The sequence below is a fragment of the Mycobacterium heidelbergense genome (assembly GCF_050205645.1).
Lineage (GTDB): Bacteria > Actinomycetota > Actinomycetes > Mycobacteriales > Mycobacteriaceae > Mycobacterium > Mycobacterium heidelbergense_A.
This window is the reverse complement of record NZ_JBNMQT010000003.1, coordinates 234,398-256,094: the sequence shown is the minus strand read 5'-3', so window position 1 is coordinate 256,094 and position 21,697 is coordinate 234,398. Positions and strand designations below refer to the sequence as shown.

Genomic DNA, 21,697 nt, shown 5'->3' with positions numbered 1-21,697 from the left:
CCGCTCACCACAGCCGCACCGCCAGGATCAGCGCCGCCACCAGCACGGCGCCCGTCAGCATCGACAACGCGTAGTTGCGGGCGAAGCCGGTTTGCAGTCCCCGCAGGCGATTCGAGGTCGCGCTGACCAGAGCCGCCAGCGCGTTGACCGAGCCGTCCACGCCCGCGTTGTCGACCTCGACCAGCGCCGAAGTCAGTTGCGCGCCAGGGCGCATGAACACCTCCTCGTTGAAGGCATCGCCGTAGAGGTCGGCGCGTGCGGCGGCGGTGAGGGCCGACACTCGGACGGGAGCCACGCGCGGGATGGGTGCCCGGGCGTACATCCGGTAGGCCACTGCGATACCGGCGGCGACCACACCCAACGCCAGGGCGGTGCTGACCCAGGCCGGGAGGGCGTGGGCGGATTCTTCGTGAGCCCCGACGACCGGCTCGAGCCAATGCGGCAGGGTGCCGCCTATGGCGAACAGGCCGCCGGAGAACACCGACCCGACGGCGAGCAGGATCATCGGCCAGGTCATCACGGCCGGGGCCTCATGCGGATGAGCCCCCGGCGCCCAACGCTTTTCACCGAAGAAGGTCATCAGCATGACCCGCGTCATGTAGAACGCGGTAATGCCGGCGCCAAGCAGCGCGGCCCCGCCCAGCAGGTAACCCCTGGCGCCGCCGGCGCCCAGGGCCGCCTCGATGATGGCGTCCTTGGAGAAGAAGCCAGCGAACGGCGGAACCCCGATGATGGCCAGATATCCCAGCCCGAACGTGGCGAACGTGATCGGCAGCGCGGCGCGCAGGCCACCGTAGCGACGCATGTCCTGCTCTTCGTGCATCGCATGGATCACCGCGCCGGAGCCCAGGAACAACCCGGCCTTGAAGAAACCGTGAGTGAGCAGGTGCATGATCGCGAAGGCGTAGCCGGCCGGGCCGAGGCCGGCGGCCAGGACCATGTAGCCGATCTGGCTGATTGTCGATGCGGCCAGCGCGCGTTTGATGTCGTCCTTGGCGCAGCCGATGATCGCGCCGAACAACAGGGTCACCGCGCCGACGACGACGACCGCCAGCTGCGCGTCGGGCGCCAGGTTGTACAGCGGATTGGACCGCACGATCAGGTACACACCGGCGGTCACCATGGTGGCCGCGTGGATCAGCGCGGACACGGGTGTGGGGCCCTCCATCGCGTCCCCCAGCCAGGCCTGCAGCGGAACCTGCGCGGACTTGGCGCACGCGCCGAGGAGGAGCAGCAGGCCCATCGCCGTCAGCGCGCCACGGCCGGCGGCCGGTGCGCCGGCGAATACTCCGGCGTACGACAGCGTGCCGAAAGTGCTGAACATCAAGAACATTCCCAATGCCAGACCGGCGTCACCGACCCGGTTCATGACGAACGCCTTCTTGGCCGCGGTGGCCGCCGACGGCTTGTGATACCAGAACCCGATCAACAGGTAGGACGCCAGGCCGACGCCTTCCCATCCGACGTAGAGCACGACGTAGTTGTCCGCGACCACCAGCAGCAGCATCGAAGCCAGAAACAGATTGAGATAGCCGAAGAACCGGCGGCGGTCCGGGTCCTCGGCCATGTAGCCGACCGAATAGATGTGGATCAGCGACCCGACGCCGGAGATCAGCAGGACGAAACACATGGACAGCTGGTCGATCTGCAGCCCGAAGTCCACTGAGAGTTGCCCGACCGGAATCCAGCTGAACACCTTCTGATGGATGACGCGGTCCGCCTCGCTTCGGCCGACCATGTCGGCGAGCAGCGTCACGCCCACCCCGAACGCCGCGAGCGCGGCGACGCAGCCCAGCAGGTGGCCCCACGCGTCGGTGCGCCTGCCACCGAACAGCAAGATCGCGGCGCCGGCCAGTGGCAGCGCCACGATCAGCCAGGTGAAGTGTGTCATCTTGGCGTTCTTAGCCTTTGAGTAGGTTTGCGTCGTCGACCGACGCCGATTTACGGGCACGGAAAATCGTCATGATGATGGCCAGGCCGATGACGACTTCGCAGGCGGCCACCACCATCGTGAAGAACGCGATCATCTGGCCGTCGAGGTGGCCGTGCATTCGCGCGAAGGTGACGAACGCGAGGTTGACGGCGTTGAGCATCAGCTCGACGCACATGAACATCACGATGGCGTTGCGGCGCATCAGCACGCCGGCCGCCCCGATGGTGAACAGCAACGCCGAAAGATAAAGGTAGTTTGCCGGATTCACGACTTACCGCCTGTCCTCGCCGCGCGGGAAGGGGTGTCCTCGGTTTGGGCGAGCTCCGTGCCGTCCGCGCCGCGGCGGCGCAGCATGCGCGACACCGACGACGGCGAGTATGAGCCGTCCGGCAGCATCGCGGCCACATCGACCGCGTTGTGACGTGCGTACACCCCCGGGTTGGGCAGCGGGGTGGGATGCCCGCCGCCGCGGAAGCGTTCTTGCGACAGCTCTCGTTGCGTCTTGCGCCGCTCGAAACGCTCGCGGTGGGCCAGCACCATCGCCCCGACCGCGGCGGTGATCAGCAGCGCGCTGGTCAACTCGAAGGCCCACAGGTATCGCGAAAAGATCAGCGCGGCCAGTCCTTCGACGTTTCCGTTGGCGTTGGCGGTGGTCAGCCCGGTGAACCCGCCGACGGCGACGTTGCCGATGGCGGCGATCAGCAAGACACCGAACCCGACACCCGTTATCACCGCCGCGACGCGCTGCCCGCGCAGCGTCTCCTTCAGCGATTCCGCGGAGTCGACGCCGATCAGCATCAGCACGAACAGGAACAGCATCATCACCGCGCCGGTGTAGACCACGACTTGAACGACACCCAAGAACAGCGCGTCCTGGACCATGTAGAACACCGCCAGGATGATCATCGTCATCGCCAGGAACATCGCCGAGTAGACGGCGTTGACCGACAGCACTACCCCCAGCGCCCCGAGCACCGCCAGCGCACCCAACACCCAGAACGTCACCGCCTCACCCGTGGAGGTGCGGGTGATGGTGTCCTGCGCAAGATTTTGCGCAACATTTTGCGCAAGATTAGAAGAAGCCAGGTTGGAGGCCAGCACCGTGTTCACCGGCTACCGCCGCCGTTGTGATCTTGGCCGTTGTCGTTGTGGCCGTTGTGGTTCTGGCGCAAGCCATTCGGGCCCACGTTGCCCTGGTAGTAATCCTTGTCGGTGGCACCCTCGGCTCTGGGATGCGGCGGCGCGGTCATCTCGGGCAGCAGCGGCGCGAGGAGCCGGTCCTTCTCGTAGATCAGGTCCGCGCGGTTGTCGTCGGCCATCTCGTAGTCGTTGGTCATGGTCAGTGCCCGGGTCGGGCAGGCCTCGATGCACAGGCCGCAGCCGATGCAGCGCAGATAGTTGATCTGATACACGCGGCCGTAGCGTTCCCCCGGCGAGAAGCGGGCCTCGTCGGTGTTGTCCGCACCCTCGACGTAGATGGCGTCGGCCGGACACGCCCAGGCGCACAACTCGCAGCCGATGCATTTCTCCAGCCCGTCCGGATACCGATTGAGCTGATGACGGCCGTGGTAGCGCGGTGCAACCGGGCCCGGCTTCTCCGGGTACTCCTCGGTGACCCGCTTTTTGAACATCGAGCCAAATGTCACGCCGAATCCGGCGACGGCATCCAGGAATTTAGCCACGTACTGTCTCCTTGCTGGCTTTCTCCTTGCTCGCACCGGCTGCGGGTAGCGGCGGCGTCGGGAAAGCCGGTGCGGTGCTGATGCTTTCCGAGCTTTCGCGGCGCTTGCGGAGCTGACGGTCCAGCGCGCGTGCACTCCGGGCGCTGAACGGCCTTTGCAGCGACAGCACCAGCAGCGCGGCGACGACAACGCTGCTGACCACCAACACCGGCGTCCAGTGCTGGAAGCCCTGGTTGCTCGCCGACCGGATCACCGCAGCGATCATCACCCACACCAGCGAGACGGGGATGAGCAACTTCCAGCCCAGCCCCATGAACTGGTCGTAGCGCAGCCGGGGCAGCGAGGCCCGCAGCCACATGTAGATGAACATGAAGGTCCACAACTTGGCGACGTACCACAGCACGGGCCACCAACCGGTGTTCGCGCCCGGCCACATGTTGAACGGCCAGGGGGCATGCCAGCCGCCGAGGAACATGACCGTGGCGAGCGACGACACCGTCATCATGTTGACGTACTCGGCCAGCATGAACATCGCGAACTTCAGCGACGAGTATTCGGTGTGAAAGCCGGCAACGAGTTCACCCTCGGCCTCGGGCAAATCGAATGGGGCGCGGTTGGTTTCGCCCACCATGGAGATCAGGTAGATCACAAACGACGGCAGCAGCAGGAAGATGTACCAGACCCGGTCCTGGGCGGCCACGATCTCCGAGGTCGACATCGAGCCGGCGTACAGGAACACCGCCGCGAACGATAGGCCCATCGCGACCTCATACGAGATGACCTGGGCGGTGGACCGCACCCCGCCGAGAAGCGGGTAGGTGGAGCCCGATGCCCAGCCGCCCAGCACGATGCCGTACACGCCGATCGCCGAGAGCCCCAGGATGAACAGCACCGCGACCGGCAGGTCGGTGAGCTGCAACGGGGTGCGGTGGCCGAACACCGACACCTCCGGCCCGAACGGGATGAACGCGAAGGCCGTGAACGCGGGAATCACCGAAAAGACCGGCGCCGCAAAGTAGACGAACTTGTCGGTGCCGCCGGGCGTGATGCTTTCCTTGAGCGCCAGCTTGATTCCGTCGGCCAGGCTCTGCAGGGTGCCCCACGGCCCTGCCCGGTTGGGCCCGGGCCGCAGCTGCATCCAGCCGAGAATTTTGCGTTCGAGCAGAATTGCGACTAGCACGTTCAACATCAGGAATACGAAGATGGCCAGCGCCTTGCCCAGCACGAGCCACCACGGGTCGTGGCCGAAGCCGGTCATGCGTCCACTCCGATTTTCACTCCGATTTTCACAACAGCGCCGAGTGTTACCCCCAACTGCTGGTGCACGGCCGAACCCGGCGAGTTCAGCGGGAGCCACACCACCCGGTCGGGCATGTCGGTGACGTTGAGCGGCAGCGTGATTGATCCGCGCGGCGTGCTGACGGCGACGGCGTCACCTTCGGCGGCGCCGATCTCGGCCGCGGTATCGGCCGAAAGCCGCACCACGGGCGCGCGCGACGTCCCGGCCAGATGCGGCTCCCCGTCCTGCAGCCGGCCGCTGTCCAGCAGCATCCGCCAGCCGGTCAGCACGGCCTCGCCCTGGCCCGGTTGGGCCGGTTGCGCGCTCGCGACCTGCGGGCCGGCGGCGTGCTTGCCGCCCCACGCGCCCAGCCCGGACATCTCCTCGCGCGCCGCTTCGACGGTCGTCACATTCAGGTAGACACCCATTTCGTCGGCCAGCGCGTCCAGTACCCGGTGGTCCGATTGGCGGGCTTGCTGCGTGGTGCCGTACAGCGCAGGGCCGAATTCCCGATGGCGGCCCTCCCAGTTGACGAACGCGCCGGCCTTCTGCGTCGTCGACGCGACCGGAAAGACGACGTCGGCGCGTTCGGTGACGGCGCTGTGCCGCAACTCCAGGCTGACCACGAAGCCGGCGGCGTCCAGTGCGGCCAGCACCGCGTCCGGATCGGCGAAGTCAGCGGGTTCGACACCGCCGACCAGCAGCGCGCCCAGTGTCCCGTCCGCGGCGGCGGCCACGATGCCCTCGGCGTCACGTCCAGCGGCAGAAGGCAATTCGTCGACATGCCACGCCGCAGCGACCTGCTCGCGGGCGGTGTCGTCGGCAACAGGGCGGCCGCCGGGCAGCAGTGTGGGCAGCGCGCCCGCGTCCAGCGCGCCACGTTCCCCGGCCCGGCGCGGCACCCACACCAGCCGCGCTCCCGTGGTCTCGGCGAGCCGGGCTGCCGCCGAGAATCCGCCGGGCACGGTGGCCAGGCGTTCCCCGACCATGATGACCGCGCCCGGACTGGACAGCAGGTCACCGACCTCACCGGTGGCCAGGCCGTCCAGCGCCGAAGCCTCGGCGCCCGGAACCGTTTTGAGCAACCGGCCGGACATCTTCTGCAGCGCGCGGGTGGCGAACGGGGCGACGGCGTACACGGGAATACCGTGCTTGCGGGCCGCCTTGCGCAACCGCAGAAACACGATGGGCGACTCGTCTTCCGGCTCGAACCCCACCAGCAACACCACCGGCACCGATTCCAGATCGGAATAGCTGACGGTCACCGGCCGGCCCGCGACGCGAGCGGCAAGGAAGTCGGCCTCCTCGGCCGAGTGCGGGCGGGCCCGGAAGTCGATGTCGTTGGTGTCCAACACCATTCGCGCGAACTTCGAATACGCGTAGGCGTCTTCCCAGGTCGTCCGGCCGCCGACCAGCACGCCGGTACGTCCCCGCGCCGCCTCGAGGCCCTGGGCCGCGGCCACCATCGCATGTGACCAGGACGCCGGTTGCAGCGTGCCGTCGGTGTCCCGGATCAGGGGTGTGGCGATCACGTCGGGCTGGGTGGCGTAGGTGAAGGCCCACCGGCCCTTGTCGCAGTTCCACTCCTCGTTGACTTCGGGGTCATCGCCGGCCAGCCGGCGCAGCACCTTGCCGCGGCGGTGGTCGGTGCGCTGCGCGCACCCCGACGCGCAGTGCTCACACACGCTGGGGCTGGAGACCAGGTCGAACGGGCGGGCCCGGAACCGGTAGGCCATCCCGGTCAGGGCGCCCACCGGGCAGACCTGCACCGTGTTGCCCGAGAAGTAGGAGTCGAACGGCTCGTTGGCGTAGATGCCTACTTGCTGTAGGGCGCCCCGCTCCTGCATGTCGATGAACGGATCTCCAGCGATCTGCTCGGAGAATCGGGTGCAGCGGGCGCACAGGATGCAGCGCTCGCGGTCCAGCAGCACCTGCGCGGAGATGTTGATCGGCTTGGCGAAGGTGCGCTTGACGTCGGTGTAGCGAGAATCGGCGCGGCCGTTGGACATTGCCTGGTTCTGTAGCGGGCATTCACCGCCCTTGTCGCACATCGGGCAGTCCAGCGGATGGTTGATCAGCAGCAGCTCCATCACGCCGTGCTGGGCCTTGTCGGCGGCCTCGGAGGTCAGCTGCGTCCGCACCACCATGTCGTCGGTAGCGACGGTGGTGCACGACGCCATCGGCTTGCGCTGCCCCTCGACCTCGACGAGGCACTGCCGGCAGGCGCCGACGGGATCGAGCAGCGGGTGGTCGCAGAATCGGGGAATCTGGATGCCCATCAATTCCGCGGCGCGGATCACCAGAGTTCCCTTGGGCACAGTGATTTCGACGTCGTCGATGGTCAGCGTCACCATCTCTGGTTTGCTCACCTGGTTTTCGGTGTCGGCCGCCTGAGTCATCAGCTACCTCCGTTGGCCGTAAGCATTGAGTCTCTCGGGTCGAAGGGGCAGCCGCCCCCTTCGACATGCGCGACGTACTCGTCTCGGAAATGTTGTATCGACGACATCACCGGGCTGGCGGCGCCATCGCCCAACGCGCAGAACGACTTTCCCAGGATGGTGTCGGAAATGTCGGACAGCTTGTCGATGTCCTCGGGGGTGCCCTTACCCGTTTCCAGTCGCTCGTAGATCTTGTCCAGCCAGAAGGTGCCCTCCCGGCACGGAGTGCATTTCCCGCACGACTCGTGCTTGTAGAACTCGGTCCAGCGGCGCACCGCACGCACCACGCAGGTGGTTTCGTCGAAGATCTCCAGCGCCTTGGTGCCCAGCATCGAGCCGGCGCCGCCCACGCCCTCGTAGTCCAGCGGCACGTCGAGGTGCTCGTCGGTGAGCAGCGGCGTCGACGACCCGCCGGGCGTCCAGAACTTGAGCCGGTGCCCGGCGCGCACCCCACCGGCGTAGGCGAGCAACTCGCGCAACGTGATGCCCAGCGGCGCCTCGTACTGGCCCGGGCGGGTGACGTGCCCGGACAGCGAATATAGCGTGAAGCCAGGCGATTTCTCGCTGCCCATCGAGCGGAACCATTCGACCCCGTTGAGGATGATCGACGGCACGCTGGCGATGGTCTCGACGTTGTTGATCACCGTGGGGCAGCCGTAAAGCCCGGCCACCGCGGGAAACGGCGGCCGCAACCGGGGCTGGCCGCGCCGGCCCTCCAGCGAGTCCAGCAGCGCGGTCTCCTCGCCGCAGATGTAGGCGCCGGCTCCCGCGTGCACCACCAGCTCCAGGTCGTAGCCGGAACCGGCGATGTCGCGACCCAGGTAACCGGCAGCGTAGGCCTCGGCGACCGCATTCTGCAGGCGGCGCAACACCGGCAGCACCTCGCCGCGCACATAGATGAACGCATGGCTGGCCCGGATCGCGTAGGCGGCGATGATGACGCCCTCGACGAGCACATGCGGCGTCGCCAGCATCAGCGGAATGTCTTTGCACGTACCGGGTTCCGACTCGTCAGCGTTGACCACCAGGTAGTGCGGCTTGGCGGCCGCCCCGGTGTCGCCCTGCGGAATGAACGACCATTTCGTGCCGGTGGAGAAGCCCGCGCCGCCACGTCCGCGCAGCCCGGAGTCCTTGACGGTGCCCATCACCGCGTCGGGCTCCATGGCCAGGGCCTTCTTCATCGCCTGGTAGCCGTCATGGCGGTGATAAGTGTCCAACGTCCAGGACTCGGGGTCGTCCCAGTAGCGGCTGATCACCGGGGTCAGCGGCGTTGCCTGGACCGTAGGCGCGGCCATCAGCGCTCCTCCCCGGGCGCGACCGACGGGGGCGGTGCCTCCATGCCGAGTTCCTTCGCCACCTTCAGACCGGCCAGGGTGGCCGCACCGGCGCCGCCCTGACCTTGGTCGGGGCGCTCGTCGGGGAGGCCGGCCAGGATGCGTGAGGTCTCGCGGAAGGCACACAGCGGGGCGCCGCGGGTGGGCTGCGCCGGCTTGCCCTCGCGCAGCGAGTCGACGAGTTCGCGCGCGGACTCCGGCGTCTGGTTGTCGAAGAACTCCCAGTTGACCATCACCACCGGTGCAAAATCGCATGCGGCATTGCACTCGATGTGTTGCAGGGTGACCTTGCCGTCGGGGGTGGTCTGGTCGTTGCGGACGCCGAGATGGTTTACCAGCGCCTCGAATATGGCGTCGCCGCCCATGACCGCGCACAGCGTGTTGGTGCAGACACCGACGAGGTAGTCGCCCGTGGGGCCGCGGCGGTACATCGTGTAGAAGCTCGCCACCGCCGACACCTCGGCGCCCGTCAGTCCCAGCTGCTCGCCGCAGAACTCGAGGCCTGCGGGCGTCAGGTAGGAGTCCTCGGATTGCACCAGGTGCAGCAGCGGCAGCAGCGCCGAGCGCTTGTTCGGATAGCGACCCATGATTTCCTTGGCGTCGACCTCGAGCCGCGCGCGCACCTCCGCCGAATACGATTGCGGCGCACCCTCGACGACGAATTGGCTGGGTTCTTCGGGGGGTGGTCCGAGCCGGATGAAGACCCGCTCCCCGCCGCTGCTACCGACTTCGGGCACCGTCATCGGTCGACCCCGCCCATCACCGGGTCGATGCTCGCAACCGCGGTGATCAGATCGGCGACCATCCCGCCCTCGCACATCGCGGCGACCGACTGGAGGTTGGTGAAGGACGGGTCCCGGTAATGCACGCGATAGGGGCGGGTGCCGCCGTCGCTGACCATGTGCACACCCAGCTCGCCGCGCGGCGATTCCACCGAGACGTAAACCTGGCCCGCCGGAACGCGAATGCCCTCGGTGACCAGTTTGAAGTGATGGATCAGCGCCTCCATCGAGCTGCCCATGATCTTTGCGATGTGCTCTTCCGAGTTGCCCATGCCGTCGGGCCCGACCTTCAAGTCGGCCGGCCAGGCGATCTTGCGGTCGTCGACCATGATCGGTCCGGGGCGCAACTTGTCCAAACACTGCTCGACGATCTTGATCGACTCCCACATCTCTTTGACGCGAATCATGTAGCGCCCGTAAGCATCACACGTGTCGTCGGTGATTACGTCGAATTCGTAATTTTCATATCCGCAGTAGGGCTCGCTCTTGCGCAAGTCGTGCGGCAGGCCGGTCGCGCGCAGGATCGGGCCGGTGATGCCCAGCGCCATGCAGCCGGCCAGGTCCAGGTAGCCGACGCCCTGGGTACGCGCTTTCCAGATGGCGTTCTCGTTGAGCAGGTCGCCCATGTCGCGCAGGGGTTCCTTGAGTTCCTCGAGGGCTGCGGCGATTTCGGTTTCCGCATTGGGCGGCAGGTCCTGCGCGACGCCACCGGGCCGGATGTAGGCACTGTTCATCCGCAGCCCGCTGATCGATTCGAACAAGTTCAGGACGATCTCGCGCCCGCGGAAGCCGACGAACATCGGGGTCATGGCGCCCAGCTCCATGCCGCCGGTCGCCAAGGCGACCAGATGCGACGAGATCCGGTTGAGCTCCATCGTCATGACGCGGATGACGTTGACCCGCTCCGGAATCTCGTCGGTGATGCCGAGCAGCTTCTCCACACCCAGGCAGTAGGCGGCCTCGTTGAAAAATGGTGCCAGATAATCCATTCGGGTCACGAAGGTGACGCCCTGGGTCCAGTAGCGGTATTCGAGGTTCTTCTCGATTCCGGTGTGCAGGTAGCCGATTCCGCAGCGGGCCTCGGTGACGGTTTCGCCTTCGATCTCGAGGATCAGCCGCAACACCCCGTGGGTGGACGGGTGCTGGGGCCCCATGTTGACGATGATGCGTTCCCCGGGGTCGGCTTCGCGGGCGGCGTCGACGACCCGTTCCCAGTCTTGGCCGCCGGCAACCACGATCGTCTCGGCGGCGCCGTCATCGTGCGTCGAATCAGTGATTGTGCTCATCAGTTGTAGGCTCTCCGCTCATCGGGCGGGGGTATCTGCGCGCCTTTGTATTCCACGGGAATCCCGCCGAGTGGGTAGTCCTTGCGTTGCGGATGTCCGTGCCAGTCGTCGGGCATCTCGATGCGGGTCAGTGACGGGTGTCCGTCGAAGATGATGCCGAAGAAGTCATAGGTCTCGCGCTCGTGCCAGTCGTTGGTCGGGTAGACCGAAAACAGCGACGGGATGTGTGGATCACTATCCGGCGCAGACACTTCCAGCCGGACGCGGCGATTGTGGGTGATCGACTGCAGCGGGTAGACGGCGTGCAGCTCGCGCCCAGTCTCGTGCGGGTAATGCACCCCGCTGACGCCCAGGCAGAGCTCGAAACGCAGTTGCGGTTCGTCGCGGAGGCGCTGGGCGACCTGCGGCAGCAGCTCCCGGCGCACGTGCAGGGTCAGTTCGTCGCGGTACACCACGACTTTCTCGATGGCGTCGGTGAATTCGGTATCGCCGGACTCGAGCGCGTCGGCCAGCCCGTCGACGACGTCGTCGAAGTAGCCGCCGTAGGGCCGGGGGCTGCTGCCCGGCAGCGTGACCTCGCGCACCAGCCGCCCGTATCCGGAGGTGTCACCGGATCCGGACGCGCCGAACATGCCGCGGCGAACGTTGATGACTTCCTCGTCGGGAGTGGGGACGGATCCTCCCACTTCGCTGGCGGCTACCTTCGGGTCGTGATCCGGTGAGCTCATCGCAGCAGTCCACGCATCTCGATCGTCGGCCTGACCGCCAGGGCTGCCTCCTCGGCTTCGGCGATGGCGCGCTCGCGGTTGACGCCGAGCGGCATTTCCTGAATCTTCTCGTGCAGCTTGAGGATTGCGTGCAGCAGCATCTCGGGCCGCGGTGGGCAGCCGGGGAGGTAGATGTCCACCGGAACGACGTGGTCCACGCCCTGCACGACCGCGTAGTTGTTGAACATCCCGCCCGACGACGCGCAGACGCCCATGGCAAGCACCCATTTCGGCTCGGCCATCTGGTCGTAGATCTGCCGCAGCACCGGCGCCATCTTCTGACTGACCCGCCCGGCCACGATCATCAGATCGGCTTGCCGCGGCGTCGCCGAAAACCGCTCCATCCCGAAGCGTGCGATGTCGAATCGCGGACCCGCCGTCGCCATCATCTCGATCGCGCAGCAGGCCAACCCGAACGTCGCCGGCCACAAAGAGTTCTTGCGGACATAACCCGCGACCTTCTCGACGGTAGACAGCAGGATGCCACCGGGCAGCTGTTCTTCCAGGCCCACGTCTTACCTCAATCCCACGTCAGGCCGCCGCGGCGCCACACGTAGGCGTAGGCCACGAAGACCGTGAGCATGAACACCACCATCTCGACCAGCGCGAACGTCCCCAGGGCGTCGTAGCTGACCGCCCACGGATACAAGAACACGATTTCGATGTCGAAGATGATGAACAGCATTGCGGTCAGGTAGTACTTCACCGGGAACCGCTGCCCGGGCCTCGCCTCCGGACCGCTCACCGACGATTCGGTGGGCTCGATCCCACACTCGTACGCGGCCAGCTTGGACTTGTTGTAGCGCGACGGGCCGACGAGGCTGGCGATCGCGACCGAGCCGACGGCGAACGCGGCGGCGATCGCGCCTAGCACCAGGATGGGTATGTAGACGTTCAAATCGCTCCATGATCCGTCGTGTGGGCCGCCTCGATGCTGAGCGGCGGCCGGCGGTAACCGGGCTGCTGTGACGAACCGGGTCTGGAGTGCGCCACAGTGACTTTCAACATAGCGTCGTCAGCGCGGGCGCACGTGCCCGGGGTGGTGCTATTTGCCCGGTCTTAACGTCGCCGCATCCCGGCGCGGCGTCGTCGGGGTGCTGAGCGACCGCCCACACGGTCTTGATTTCCGTGTCGGCGCAGGTGGGAGCGGTAATTGTTAGTGGGCGGGCGTGCGCAGCAGGCCGAGTGCCGTGCGGCCCAACACGATGGGGTCGAGGGGATGCGGAACCGCGGCCTCGGCGCGCGACCAGCTGGCCAGCCAGGCATCGTCCGGGCGCCCCGTCAGGACCAGGATCGGCGGGCAGGTCGCGAGTTCGTCTTTGAGTTGCTTGGCGATGCCCATGCCGCCGGTGGGCGTCGCCTCACCGTCGAGGATGGCCAAGTCGATGCCGCCCTCGTCCATCGTGCGGATCACCATCGGCCCGGTCGCCACCTCGACGTAGCTCAGCTCCGGCAGATCCGGGTGCAGCCGCTTGCCCAGCGACCGCATCACTTGGTCGCGCGTGTGGGCGTTGTTGCTGTAGACGAGGATCCGCAGGCTGGATTCGGGGCTCGAGGCGGGCACGGTGCAGATGCTACTGGTGTCTCGACGGCCTCACCGGGGCGACCGCACGAAGATGGCGTCCGCCGCCGCCGTTGCCGTCGTGCCGAGCATGCCGAACTTGTTCCAGCCCAAGTCGAACTGGGATCGGTCGATCTTGGTTTGGCCGCTGATCTGGATGGAGCCGTCCTCGAGCTCGGTGATGGTTACGGGCAGGGGCAGCGGTGCGGTGACACCTTTGATGGTGAAGTTCGCCCTCAGGTCGGCTGCTTTGCCTTGTGGCGGGCCCTTGCTGGGATGCACGGCGGTGACGACGACGCTGATCTCGCCGAAGCGCTCGACGTCGAAGAAGTCGGCCGAGCGCAGGTGCCTGTCGCGGCGTTTGATTCCGGTGCTCAGCGACGCGGCGCGGATGTCGATGCGGCCGAAGACCGCGCCCTTGCCGGTGAGTTGTCCGTCGCCGCTGAAGTCGGTGAAGCGGCCCTTGACGTTCAGCAGTCCCCACATGTTTCTGACCTTGAAGGTGATGGCCGAGCGATCCGGAACGATGTTCCATACGCCGGCCATCGCGGGATCGTTGAGCAGCGTTTCCAACGTCGTCATCTCGCCTCCTTGGTTTGCTAGTCCAGCAGGGGAGCGATGCCGGCGGGGTCGAAGTACTCGTCGATCCGGTGGATCAACCCGTCGGTGCCCACCTTGATCACGATGCAGACGCGTAGCGAGATCGATTGTCCGGCATGGCCGGTGGCGTGCAGGACGTGTTGCTGGACGAAGCCGCCGTCAAAGACCTGGCGGTCCAGGATCTCGTAGTGCCGCTCGGTCGTGACGTCGATGAACCAGTCGATGACGCGCAGCGCGCGGGCCTTGTCGTCATCGCGGCGTGCACCCACCCGCCAGACGGCGACGTCCTTGCTCCACATTCGGTCGACGGTTGCCTTGTCGCCCTTTTCGATCGCCGCGAACAGGCGATCGGCCACGTCGACGATGGCCTCGGCGGTAGCGGGCATGGCTCTGGCTCCTATTCCCCGACATATTCACGGTCGTATCCGGGATGGGCGACCGCCAGTCGGTGCCGCACCAAGGTCCGCAGGCAGGCCGTGACGTTTCCGGCGTTTTCGTCGAGCTCCCCGGCCCGGATCGCGGCGGCCAGGCCGGCCTCGTCGTCGAAACCCAGGCCGGCCAGCGCCACGCGGGCCTGCGCCGCACCGTCGTCGAGCAGTTCGCGCTCGACGGTGCGCAAGACGTTGGCGGCCACCCGGGCGTGGAAGTTGACCTGCCCGGTTGTTGCCTCCCGTACGTCGCCTTCCATGAATTCGGCCACCGCCGCCACCAGCTCGGCCGCCGTCGGCCGCCCGTGCAGCTGCTCACCGGACGTCATGCGCGGGCCCCTTCCTCGAGCAGGTTGAGTAGATCCCACTCGGTTTCGCAGACGCGACGCCCGATCGCCGCCAATTCCACCGAACGGACCTGTCCGCTCAGGTGGCGCTCGGCCTGGTGCCGGCAGATGACGCCCCAGCGCAGTGTGGCCAGCACCAGCCACCAGTGAAACGCCACTCGATCGACGGTAGACCCGCCGGCCGCTTCGTAGGCGAGCAGAAAGCTCTCGATGCTGCCCAGCCCGCCGGCGCCGAGACTCGGCGGGGCGCCGAATCGCCAGGCCCGGATGCAAAACCAGGCCAGGTCTTCGTAGGCCTGCCCGACGTGCACCAGCTCCCAGTCCAGAACGGCGGCAAGGTCGGACCCGTCGACGATGAGGTTGCCCATCCGGAAGTCGCCGTGCACCAGCACGCTCGGCGAGGGCCGCGGCTGGTGGGCGGCAAGCCAGCGAAACCCCCACTCGAAGGTGGCCGTGGTGTCGCCCATTCCGTCGAGGCGCTCGCGCCATTGGTCGAGCTGGTCCTCGTGATCCAGGCCGGGCAGGTTCTGCTCGGCGCGGTGGATGGCCGCCAGTGCTTCTGCGCACTGTTGGAGCAGTCGCGCCCGGCCCTGCTGCCCATCGGTGCTGTCGAGCTGACGCTGGATGCGCCGGACGATGGTCTCGCCCTTGATCTCGTCGCAGACGAGGAACGGATTGCCCAGTGCGGCAGGCGAATCGTCGGCGACGAGGATGTGCGGGACCGGAGCCCCGGCGGCAGCGGCCGCGGCCTGCGCTCGCGCCTCCAGTTCCATGCCGGCGTGCACGTCGTCGGGTGCGCCGGTGCGCAGAATGAGCGAACGGCGTTGGCCGTCCGCGACCGCGTCAAAGGCCCACGTGGCTCGGCTGGCGCCACCGGTGAGTGCGCGCAGGTTGTCGATCGCGGCTTCGGCGCCGAGAGCCGCTGTCAGTACCGCGGCCAGCTTGGGCGCTAATGCTTCCGGGTCTCTGGGCGTCACTTGCTGCCAAACTTGAACAGCCGCTGGGCCACTCGCCGGATCTGGATCTCCTCGGCTCCCTCTGTGATCCGGTAGCGACGGTGATGGCGGTAGATGTGCTCGAACGGCTCGTGCCGGCTGTAGCCGAGACCGCCGAAGATCTGCATGGCACGGTCGGCGGCATCGCAGACCAGCCGGTTGGCGCGATAGTTCGCCATCGACACCTTGTCGGAGACTTCCATGTGGTGGTTGCGATCGAGGTGCCAGGCCGCGTACTGCACCAGCAACCGCACCATCTGTGCTTCGGTCTGCAGCTCGGCCAGTGGCCATTGCACGGCCTGGTTGACCGACAGCGGCTTGCCGAACACCGTGCGCCGGCCGGCGTATTCCGCGGCCCGGTCGATGCAGTATTGCGCCGCACCCAGACTGCTGGCGGCCTGGCGAATTCGGTTCTCGTGCAGGAACGTCTGCGCGACCTCCAGGCCGCGGTCCACCTCTCCGAGCACCGCGTCGGCGGGCACCCGCACGTCGGTCAACTCGACCTCGCCGTGGTCCGTGGGCATGTTGAAGGTCCACCAGTAGTACGGCACGTTGAATCCCGGCGCGTCGGTGGGGACCAGGAACGCGGTGATGCCGCGGGCCTGCCCCGGCTCGCCGGACGTGCGCGCGAAGATCAGATCGTGGGTGGCCCGATGCACGCCGGTGTTGAATCGCTTGGAGCCGTTGATCACCCACTCGTCTCCGTCGGGTTTGGCGTGGGTTTCCAGCCAGGTCGCATCGGAACCGTGCGCGGGCTCGGTGAGGCCGAACGCCATCGAGCGTTCCCCAGTGATCAGTGCCTCCGACCAGGCCCGGCGTTGCTCGTCGGTGCCGAAGCGCTCCATCATGATCACCTGCGGGAAGTTCCCGACGATCGAGGATTCGTTCTGCAGGTCGTTGTGCAGGCCAAGCCCCTTGTGCGCCAGGTGTTCCCGAATGACGGCCATGTCGACGTTCGAGCCGTCGCGCCCGCCGAGCGCCGCGGGTAGGCCGTAGCGCAGCCAGCCAGCCTTGTCCGCCCGCCTGCGCATCTCGGCCAACAGGTCCTCCCATTCCCGCGTCGGGATGCCGTCGCTGTCCCAATCGGTGCGGGCATGCTCGCGGCGCTGGTCGAAGTACTGCATGTTCTCGGCCTGCAGCGGAGCGATTTCGCGCTCGATGAACGCGTCCATGTCGGCAAGCAGTCCCGGAAGGTGTTCCGGCAGAGTGAAATCCACAATGATCTCCTCAAAATCTCTCGTTACGCGCCGTAGAGCGTTTTCTTCCAGATTGTCGACAGCGTGGTAATGGCGTCGCGATCGCTGATCTTCAGGCCCAGGCGGGAGGGGCCGACGACGACGGTGGTGAAGTTCTCGAACAGCAGCGCGATGGCGGCCGCCGTGTGTTGCGGGTTGAGCTCGGCCCCGTAGCCCTGCTCCTGCGCGCGGCGCACCGAGGCGGCCACGATGTCCATGCCCAAGTGCCGGAATTCGTTCTGCACGGCCGCGAAGCGCTGCTGGGTGGCGCCGAGCTGGGCGACGGCGATCATGATGCCGATATTCTGCTTGAACATGTTCCAGTAGCCGGTGACCACCGAGGTGAAGAACGCGTCGTCGTCGGGCGACTCCGGCAGGCGAACGCTCAGCCCGGACGGCGCTACGACCTCGTGTAGAAACGACTCGGCCAGCGCGGCCAGCAGGTCTTCCTTGTCGGCGAAGTACCGGTAGAACACCGCCGGCGATTTCCCGGCGGCGGAAGTGATGTCGGCCAGCGTGGTTCCGTGAAAGCCGCGCTCGGCGAACAGTTTACGGGCAGCTTGCTCGATGGCCTGCCTGGTCTGGCGGCCTTTGGAGGTCAGCTCTCCCGACGGCATCAGGCCTGGATTCGGTCGCCGGCACGCAGCAGCGAGCTCGGCAGATCATGGCCGACAACCGACTTCGCGACTTCGGCCGCGGCGATGGCGGCCTGCAGGTCGACGTCGACATTGATATCGCTGTCCCGCAGCAGGTACACCAGATCCTCGGTGGCGATGTTGCCGGTGGCGCCCGGCGCGAACGGGCAGCCGCCCAGCCCGCCGACCGAGGCGTCCAGGCGGGTGACCCCGGCGCTGACCGCGGCGTAGGCGCTGGCCAGTCCGGCGCCGCGGGTGTTGTGGAAATGTCCGCCCAGCGGCATGTCGCCGATGACCGGACGTAATTGCGAGACAAGCGAACTCACCCTGCGCGGGGTAGTGGTGCCGATGGTGTCGGCGATCGAGAACCGGTCGACGTCCCGCTCGCGGGCGGCGGCGGCGATATCGAGCACTCGCTGCGGCGGGGTGGGGCCCTCGAAGGGGGAGTCCCACGCGGTGGCGACGATCACCTCGACCGTGGCCCCGCTGCCGTGTGCGATGGCCACGATCTCGCCGATCTCGTTGGTGGCCTCGGCGCTGCTGCGCCCGACATTGGCGTTGCTGAACGTGTCGTCGGCCGCCACGACGTATTCGATCGATCGCAGGCCGGCGGCGACGGCGCGTTTGGCCCCGCCGGGGCTGGCGACCAGCGCCGAGAACTCGATGTCTGGGTAGTTGTGCAGCTGTGCGGCGAGTTCGGCGGCGTCGGCCATCGACGGCACCTTGGTGGGGGAGACGAACGCGGTGGCCTCTACCTCTCTGACCCCCGTGGCGGCCACGGCCGCGAGCAGTTCCAGCTTGGCCGACAACGGGATTGGCTTTTCGATCTGCAGGCCGTCGCGCAGTGACACCTCGCGGATATCGACCCGGGGCGGAAGCTCGTTCATAGCACCTCCTGGGCCCTTAGCTCGTCGAGTTCCTCGGCGGTCTTGCCCAGCAGCCCGATGTAGACGTCGTCGTTGTGCTGTCCGGGCCGCGCCGGGCCGGCGTTGCGGACCGCACCCGGGGATTCGGACAGCACCGGCACGATCCCCGGTCCCAGCACGTTACGCCCGACGCGTTCGTCGTAGTGCTCGACCAGCATGCCGCGGGCCCGCAGCTGTGGGTCGTCGACCACCTCGGCGACCGTGTTGATCGGCCCCGAGATCACGCCTGCGGCAGACAGCGTTTCGATGATTTCGCCGGGTTGCCGTTCGGCGGCCCACGCGCCGATGATCTTGTCAAGCTCGTCCTGGTTGCGCCCACGCGCCCCATGCGTGGCAAAGCGGTCGTCGGTGGCCAGTTCCGGGCGGCCCATCGCGGCGCACAGGCGCGCGAACACGGTGTCCTGGTTCGCGGCGATCACTACCCAGGAGCCATCGGCGCTGCGGTAGATGTTGGACGGCGCGATGCCCTCCAGCCGGGTGCCCGACGGCCCACGTACCACGCCGCCGACGTCGTAGTCGGGAATCGTGGATTCCTGTACGGCCAAACATGATTCGGTGAGCGCGACGTCGACCACCTGGCCGTGGCCGGTCACGCCGCGGCGATACAACGCGGCCAACGCGCCCTGGGCGCCGAACATCCCGGCCAGGCTGTCGCCGAGTGAAAGCGCCAGCCGGGGCGGCGGGCCGCCCGGAAAGCCGTTGAGGTGTCGCAACCCGCTGGCGGCTTCGGCCACCGAGGCGTAGCCCGCCTTGTGCGCGTCCGGCCCGGTCTGCCCGTAACCGGATACCCGAACCAGGATGATGCCCGGGTTGCGTTCGCTGAGTACGTCGTAGCCCAGCTTCCACTTCTCCAGCGTGCCGGGCCGGAAGTTCTCCACCACGATGTCGGATTTTTCGACGAGATCGAGAAACAGCTCACGCCCGCGTGGCCGGCGCAGGTCGAGCGTGATCGCCCGCTTGTTGCGTGCGTGCACGGTCCAGAACACGTGGTGTCCGTCGAGCTCGGCCTGGCCCCAGGTGCGCAACGGGTCCGGAGCGCCGGGCGGTTCCACCTTGATGACGTCGGCGCCCATGTCGCCGAGCAGGCGGCCCGCGAACGGTCCGGCGATCAGGGTGCCCAGCTCGAGCACCCGAATGCCGGCCAGCGGTCCTGTAACCGTCATCAAGGCCTCGCGAAGTCGTGTCGAACCAGCCAGTCGGTGATGATCTCGACGGCCTGTCGCAGCTTATCGCGCTGGTCGGGGCCGGCGTAATAGTGCGTGGCGCCCGGGATTTCGTGCATCTCCTTGTCGGGGTGCCCGATCGCCTCGAACAGCCGCCGGGTATGGCTGGGCGTGCACGCGTCGTCGGCGAGGTTGCCGATCACCAGAGCGGGCACCGCGACATCGCGCCCACACTGCACGCCGTCGCCACGGGCTTCGTCGTAGCTCCACTGCGAGAGCCAGCCGCGCAGTGTGGAGAATCGGGCCAGCCCGACGGGGCTCATGTTGACGACCTGGGGATCGCCCAGGTAGCACGTCCCCGGGGTGCGTTCGTTGGGGTCGACGGTGGGGTCCAGCCAGCGCGGGTCGGCCATGGTGCCGTGCACGACGAATCCGAACTCGTCGTCGGGGCGGCCGCCGGCTTTTAGTTCGTCGAGCTTTTTCCTGACCCACGCGGTGATCCGCCGGTTGCGCTCGATCTGAGCCTGCCGGTAGCGGGTGAGGAACTCTTGGCTGTACGGCGGCTGGTTGGGGTTGTCGGGGTCGTAGAGGTCGAGCTCGGGATCGCGCTTGGTGGGGTCGGATTCGTCGAGGATGGATGCGTCCAGCCATTCGGTCAGCGTGCCGTGCCGGCTGATGTGCGCGGCGAGCAACATAATCCCGTCGGCGGCGGGCAGGTCCAGCGCGGTGAGGTCCGGGCCGTCGCCGGACGGGCTCGACGTGATGGTCGCGTGCTGAGCCTGCTGCTGGTAGAACACCGACAGCGAGCCGCCGCCACTCCAGCCGGCCAGCACGACCTTCTCATACCCCAGCCGGTTTTTGGCGTCCTTGATGCACTCGCCGAGGTCTTCGACCACCTTCTCCATCAGCAGCGCCGAATCCGTGCCACGGAACCGGCTGTTGCAGTAGATGACGTGGTGGCCGGCGCGGGCCAGGCCGTTGATCATCGGCAGGTACGCGCCGCCGCCGATCGGGTGCATGAACACCAGCACGGTGTCCGACGGCTTGTTGGGTTTGAGTAGATAGCTCTCCAGCACGGTGATCTCGGCCAGCCCACCGTAGACGTCACGGACGCCCGAATTGTTCTGGAACGCAACGAGGTACGGGATTCGGTCGTATTCGTGCTTCACGAGTGCTGTCCCAGGTCGTGTGCGAGCACCTCGGCCGACGGTGTCAGGCGCCGGCGAGTGTCGATGGCGATGACCTGCCAGTCGACGCGTGAGTGCTCGTCGAATTTGCGGCGGGCCCGTTCCCGGGCCTTTTCCGGTGCGCCATGGTGAACCCCTTGCGGCGCATGGGAAATCAGGCCCGGCGGCATCGGGATGCCGTAGAGCGAGCCGCCGTGGAAGAACGCGATCTCGTCGTAGTCGACGTTGCGGTGATACCAGGGTGTGCGCTCGGTGCCGGGGATGCCTTCGGCGGGTCTGGGTAAGAAGTTCATCACGTAGACGCCGGTGGCCTGCATGAACAGATGCACGGTCGGCGGTAGGTGGACGCTGTCGGAGGTGATGACGTTGTAGTCGGCGATGTTGAAGGTGAACGCGAAGTTGTCGCCGCGCCAGCCTTCGACGTCGATCGGATTGTGTTGGTAGTAAAGCGTCGTCGGGCCGCTCGCATGGATGAGCCTCACTTCGTACTCCTCGCGGCCGTCATCCTCGATCGGTTCCGGTTCGGGGATCGTCGCCTGCGACGGGTCGAAGGGGAAGTGGCGGCCCAGCGAGCCGGGCGGCGGCACCCGGAATTCGTCGCTGGCCTCGATCATCAACAGCGTGGTCTCGCGATCGGGCGCCTGGCGCCAGGTGCACGCCTTCGGGATGTAGACCCAGTCGCCTTCGCGGTAGTGCAGTGGCCCGAACTCTGTCTCCAGCAGCCCGGTGCCGTCGTGGACGAAGCAGAGCAGGTCCCCGTCGACGTGGCGGGTGTAGAACGGCATCGGTTCATGCCGACGGCTCAGCAGGATGCGGCAGTCGGCGTTGCTGAACATCAGCAGCGGGCCACCGTTGGCGTTGGTGGCGTCGCTGGGTTTGAGTTCGGTGGACAACACGTCGAGAGGGCGCAGCGGCCCCACAGCGCGGTAGGCGGTGGGGTCGTTGCGGCGGTAGATGTTGGCGGTCCGGCCGGTGAATCCGCCGCGCCCGAGCTCGTCGTCCTTGAGGCCGTCAAGATCGGCGTGCAGCCGGCGCGGCGTTTTCCCTTTTCGCAGGTGAACGAAGGATTCCATGGATGGCTCCAGGGTGGGGAAGGAACAAAACAGCGCAAAACTGAAA

The 21,697-nt window shown here is 67.0% G+C and carries 23 protein-coding genes; all 23 read right to left on the bottom strand.

The features are described from left to right. Nucleotides 1-4: 4 nt before the first annotated feature. The 23 genes from nuoL to ACQI5H_RS04510 all read right to left on the bottom strand — a co-directional run bounded on the left by nuoL (nucleotide 5) and on the right by ACQI5H_RS04510 (nucleotide 21,651). A complete protein-coding gene (nuoL, locus tag ACQI5H_RS04620) occupies nucleotides 5-1,891 on the bottom strand; it encodes an NADH-quinone oxidoreductase subunit L (protein WP_427078214.1) in 1,887 nt (628 codons plus the stop codon). Nucleotides 1,892-1,901: 10 nt separating this feature from the next. Continuing rightward, complete coding sequence (gene nuoK, locus ACQI5H_RS04615; protein WP_076064444.1) at nucleotides 1,902-2,201, bottom strand: NADH-quinone oxidoreductase subunit NuoK; 300 nt, start codon at nucleotides 2,199-2,201, stop codon at nucleotides 1,902-1,904. Continuing rightward, the gene (locus ACQI5H_RS04610) at nucleotides 2,198-3,019 is read right to left on the bottom strand and encodes an NADH-quinone oxidoreductase subunit J (RefSeq protein ID WP_427078327.1); all 822 of its coding nucleotides are present in this window, start codon (nucleotides 3,017-3,019) and stop codon (nucleotides 2,198-2,200) included. Before ACQI5H_RS04610 ends, nuoK begins: the two co-directional genes overlap by 4 nt. 20 nt (nucleotides 3,020-3,039) lie before the next feature. After that, nucleotides 3,040-3,615, bottom strand: coding sequence for an NADH-quinone oxidoreductase subunit NuoI (gene nuoI / locus ACQI5H_RS04605; RefSeq protein WP_427078213.1), 576 nt, complete (start codon nucleotides 3,613-3,615; stop codon nucleotides 3,040-3,042). Then, nucleotides 3,608-4,873, bottom strand: a complete 1,266-nt coding sequence (gene nuoH, locus ACQI5H_RS04600; RefSeq protein ID WP_427078212.1) for an NADH-quinone oxidoreductase subunit NuoH — start codon at nucleotides 4,871-4,873, stop codon at nucleotides 3,608-3,610. Before nuoH ends, nuoI begins: the two co-directional genes overlap by 8 nt. After that, nucleotides 4,870-7,293: an NADH-quinone oxidoreductase subunit G gene (locus ACQI5H_RS04595; RefSeq protein ID WP_427078211.1), complete on the bottom strand. Its 2,424-nt coding sequence runs from the start codon at nucleotides 7,291-7,293 to the stop codon at nucleotides 4,870-4,872. The genes nuoH and ACQI5H_RS04595 overlap by 4 nt, the downstream gene beginning before the upstream one ends. Next, complete coding sequence (nuoF, locus tag ACQI5H_RS04590; protein WP_427078210.1) at nucleotides 7,293-8,627, bottom strand: NADH-quinone oxidoreductase subunit NuoF; 1,335 nt, start codon at nucleotides 8,625-8,627, stop codon at nucleotides 7,293-7,295. The genes ACQI5H_RS04595 and nuoF overlap by 1 nt, the downstream gene beginning before the upstream one ends. Next, nucleotides 8,627-9,409 (bottom strand): NADH-quinone oxidoreductase subunit NuoE, encoded by a 783-nt coding sequence (gene nuoE, locus ACQI5H_RS04585; RefSeq protein WP_427078209.1) that lies wholly within the window; start codon nucleotides 9,407-9,409, stop codon nucleotides 8,627-8,629. Before nuoE ends, nuoF begins: the two co-directional genes overlap by 1 nt. Continuing rightward, nucleotides 9,406-10,734 carry an NADH dehydrogenase (quinone) subunit D gene (gene nuoD / locus ACQI5H_RS04580; RefSeq protein ID WP_427078208.1) on the bottom strand — a complete coding sequence of 443 codons (1,329 nt, stop codon included), beginning with the start codon at nucleotides 10,732-10,734 and terminating at the stop codon, nucleotides 9,406-9,408. The genes nuoE and nuoD overlap by 4 nt, the downstream gene beginning before the upstream one ends. After that, nucleotides 10,734-11,462 carry an NADH-quinone oxidoreductase subunit C gene (locus ACQI5H_RS04575; RefSeq protein ID WP_427078207.1) on the bottom strand — a complete coding sequence of 243 codons (729 nt, stop codon included), beginning with the start codon at nucleotides 11,460-11,462 and terminating at the stop codon, nucleotides 10,734-10,736. Before ACQI5H_RS04575 ends, nuoD begins: the two co-directional genes overlap by 1 nt. Beyond that, nucleotides 11,459-12,013 carry a NuoB/complex I 20 kDa subunit family protein gene (locus ACQI5H_RS04570; protein ID WP_427078206.1) on the bottom strand — a complete coding sequence of 185 codons (555 nt, stop codon included), beginning with the start codon at nucleotides 12,011-12,013 and terminating at the stop codon, nucleotides 11,459-11,461. Before ACQI5H_RS04570 ends, ACQI5H_RS04575 begins: the two co-directional genes overlap by 4 nt. A gap of 8 nt (nucleotides 12,014-12,021) precedes the next feature. Further along, nucleotides 12,022-12,399 carry an NADH-quinone oxidoreductase subunit A gene (locus ACQI5H_RS04565; RefSeq protein WP_076064436.1) on the bottom strand — a complete coding sequence of 126 codons (378 nt, stop codon included), beginning with the start codon at nucleotides 12,397-12,399 and terminating at the stop codon, nucleotides 12,022-12,024. A gap of 258 nt (nucleotides 12,400-12,657) precedes the next feature. After that, entirely contained in the window at nucleotides 12,658-13,065 is a 408-nt protein-coding gene (locus tag ACQI5H_RS04560) for a hypothetical protein (RefSeq protein ID WP_427078205.1), read from the bottom strand. Nucleotides 13,066-13,095: 30 nt separating this feature from the next. After that, complete coding sequence (locus ACQI5H_RS04555) at nucleotides 13,096-13,644, bottom strand: YceI family protein (protein WP_427078204.1); 549 nt, start codon at nucleotides 13,642-13,644, stop codon at nucleotides 13,096-13,098. A gap of 17 nt (nucleotides 13,645-13,661) precedes the next feature. Continuing rightward, the gene (locus ACQI5H_RS04550; RefSeq protein WP_427078203.1) at nucleotides 13,662-14,048 is read right to left on the bottom strand and encodes a nuclear transport factor 2 family protein; all 387 of its coding nucleotides are present in this window, start codon (nucleotides 14,046-14,048) and stop codon (nucleotides 13,662-13,664) included. A gap of 11 nt (nucleotides 14,049-14,059) precedes the next feature. Continuing rightward, nucleotides 14,060-14,419, bottom strand: coding sequence for a DUF6285 domain-containing protein (locus ACQI5H_RS04545; RefSeq protein WP_427078202.1), 360 nt, complete (start codon nucleotides 14,417-14,419; stop codon nucleotides 14,060-14,062). Next, a complete protein-coding gene (locus ACQI5H_RS04540; protein WP_427078201.1) occupies nucleotides 14,416-15,414 on the bottom strand; it encodes a phosphotransferase family protein in 999 nt (332 codons plus the stop codon). Before ACQI5H_RS04540 ends, ACQI5H_RS04545 begins: the two co-directional genes overlap by 4 nt. Further along, nucleotides 15,411-16,649: an acyl-CoA dehydrogenase family protein gene (locus ACQI5H_RS04535; protein ID WP_427078200.1), complete on the bottom strand. Its 1,239-nt coding sequence runs from the start codon at nucleotides 16,647-16,649 to the stop codon at nucleotides 15,411-15,413. Before ACQI5H_RS04535 ends, ACQI5H_RS04540 begins: the two co-directional genes overlap by 4 nt. Nucleotides 16,650-16,672: 23 nt before the next feature. Next, on the bottom strand, nucleotides 16,673-17,284 hold the full coding sequence (locus ACQI5H_RS04530) for a TetR/AcrR family transcriptional regulator (protein ID WP_427078199.1): 612 nt from the start codon (nucleotides 17,282-17,284) through the stop codon (nucleotides 16,673-16,675). Further along, nucleotides 17,284-18,189 (bottom strand): hydroxymethylglutaryl-CoA lyase, encoded by a 906-nt coding sequence (locus ACQI5H_RS04525; RefSeq protein WP_427078198.1) that lies wholly within the window; start codon nucleotides 18,187-18,189, stop codon nucleotides 17,284-17,286. Before ACQI5H_RS04525 ends, ACQI5H_RS04530 begins: the two co-directional genes overlap by 1 nt. Then, the gene (locus tag ACQI5H_RS04520; RefSeq protein ID WP_427078197.1) at nucleotides 18,186-19,391 is read right to left on the bottom strand and encodes a CaiB/BaiF CoA transferase family protein; all 1,206 of its coding nucleotides are present in this window, start codon (nucleotides 19,389-19,391) and stop codon (nucleotides 18,186-18,188) included. Before ACQI5H_RS04520 ends, ACQI5H_RS04525 begins: the two co-directional genes overlap by 4 nt. Then, entirely contained in the window at nucleotides 19,391-20,560 is a 1,170-nt protein-coding gene (locus ACQI5H_RS04515; RefSeq protein WP_427078196.1) for an alpha/beta fold hydrolase, read from the bottom strand. Before ACQI5H_RS04515 ends, ACQI5H_RS04520 begins: the two co-directional genes overlap by 1 nt. Continuing rightward, nucleotides 20,557-21,651 (bottom strand): homogentisate 1,2-dioxygenase, encoded by a 1,095-nt coding sequence (locus ACQI5H_RS04510; protein ID WP_427078195.1) that lies wholly within the window; start codon nucleotides 21,649-21,651, stop codon nucleotides 20,557-20,559. The genes ACQI5H_RS04515 and ACQI5H_RS04510 overlap by 4 nt, the downstream gene beginning before the upstream one ends. Between the last annotated feature and the right edge of the window lie 46 nt (nucleotides 21,652-21,697).

Coding starts and splice junctions, on each gene's coding strand:
- nuoL (WP_427078214.1), bottom strand. CDS start 1,891: ATGACACACTTCACCTGGCTGATCGTGGCGCTGCCACTGGCCGGCGCC.
- nuoH (WP_427078212.1), bottom strand. CDS start 4,873: ATGACCGGCTTCGGCCACGACCCGTGGTGGCTCGTGCTGGGCAAGGCG.
- ACQI5H_RS04595 (WP_427078211.1), bottom strand. CDS start 7,293: ATGACTCAGGCGGCCGACACCGAAAACCAGGTGAGCAAACCAGAGATG.
- nuoF (WP_427078210.1), bottom strand. CDS start 8,627: ATGGCCGCGCCTACGGTCCAGGCAACGCCGCTGACCCCGGTGATCAGC.
- nuoE (WP_427078209.1), bottom strand. CDS start 9,409: ATGACGGTGCCCGAAGTCGGTAGCAGCGGCGGGGAGCGGGTCTTCATC.
- nuoD (WP_427078208.1), bottom strand. CDS start 10,734: ATGAGCACAATCACTGATTCGACGCACGATGACGGCGCCGCCGAGACG.
- ACQI5H_RS04575 (WP_427078207.1), bottom strand. CDS start 11,462: ATGAGCTCACCGGATCACGACCCGAAGGTAGCCGCCAGCGAAGTGGGA.
- ACQI5H_RS04555 (WP_427078204.1), bottom strand. CDS start 13,644: ATGACGACGTTGGAAACGCTGCTCAACGATCCCGCGATGGCCGGCGTA.
- ACQI5H_RS04550 (WP_427078203.1), bottom strand. CDS start 14,048: ATGCCCGCTACCGCCGAGGCCATCGTCGACGTGGCCGATCGCCTGTTC.
- ACQI5H_RS04545 (WP_427078202.1), bottom strand. CDS start 14,419: ATGACGTCCGGTGAGCAGCTGCACGGGCGGCCGACGGCGGCCGAGCTG.
- ACQI5H_RS04530 (WP_427078199.1), bottom strand. CDS start 17,284: ATGCCGTCGGGAGAGCTGACCTCCAAAGGCCGCCAGACCAGGCAGGCC.
- ACQI5H_RS04525 (WP_427078198.1), bottom strand. CDS start 18,189: ATGAACGAGCTTCCGCCCCGGGTCGATATCCGCGAGGTGTCACTGCGC.
- ACQI5H_RS04520 (WP_427078197.1), bottom strand. CDS start 19,391: ATGACGGTTACAGGACCGCTGGCCGGCATTCGGGTGCTCGAGCTGGGC.
- ACQI5H_RS04510 (WP_427078195.1), bottom strand. CDS start 21,651: ATGGAATCCTTCGTTCACCTGCGAAAAGGGAAAACGCCGCGCCGGCTG.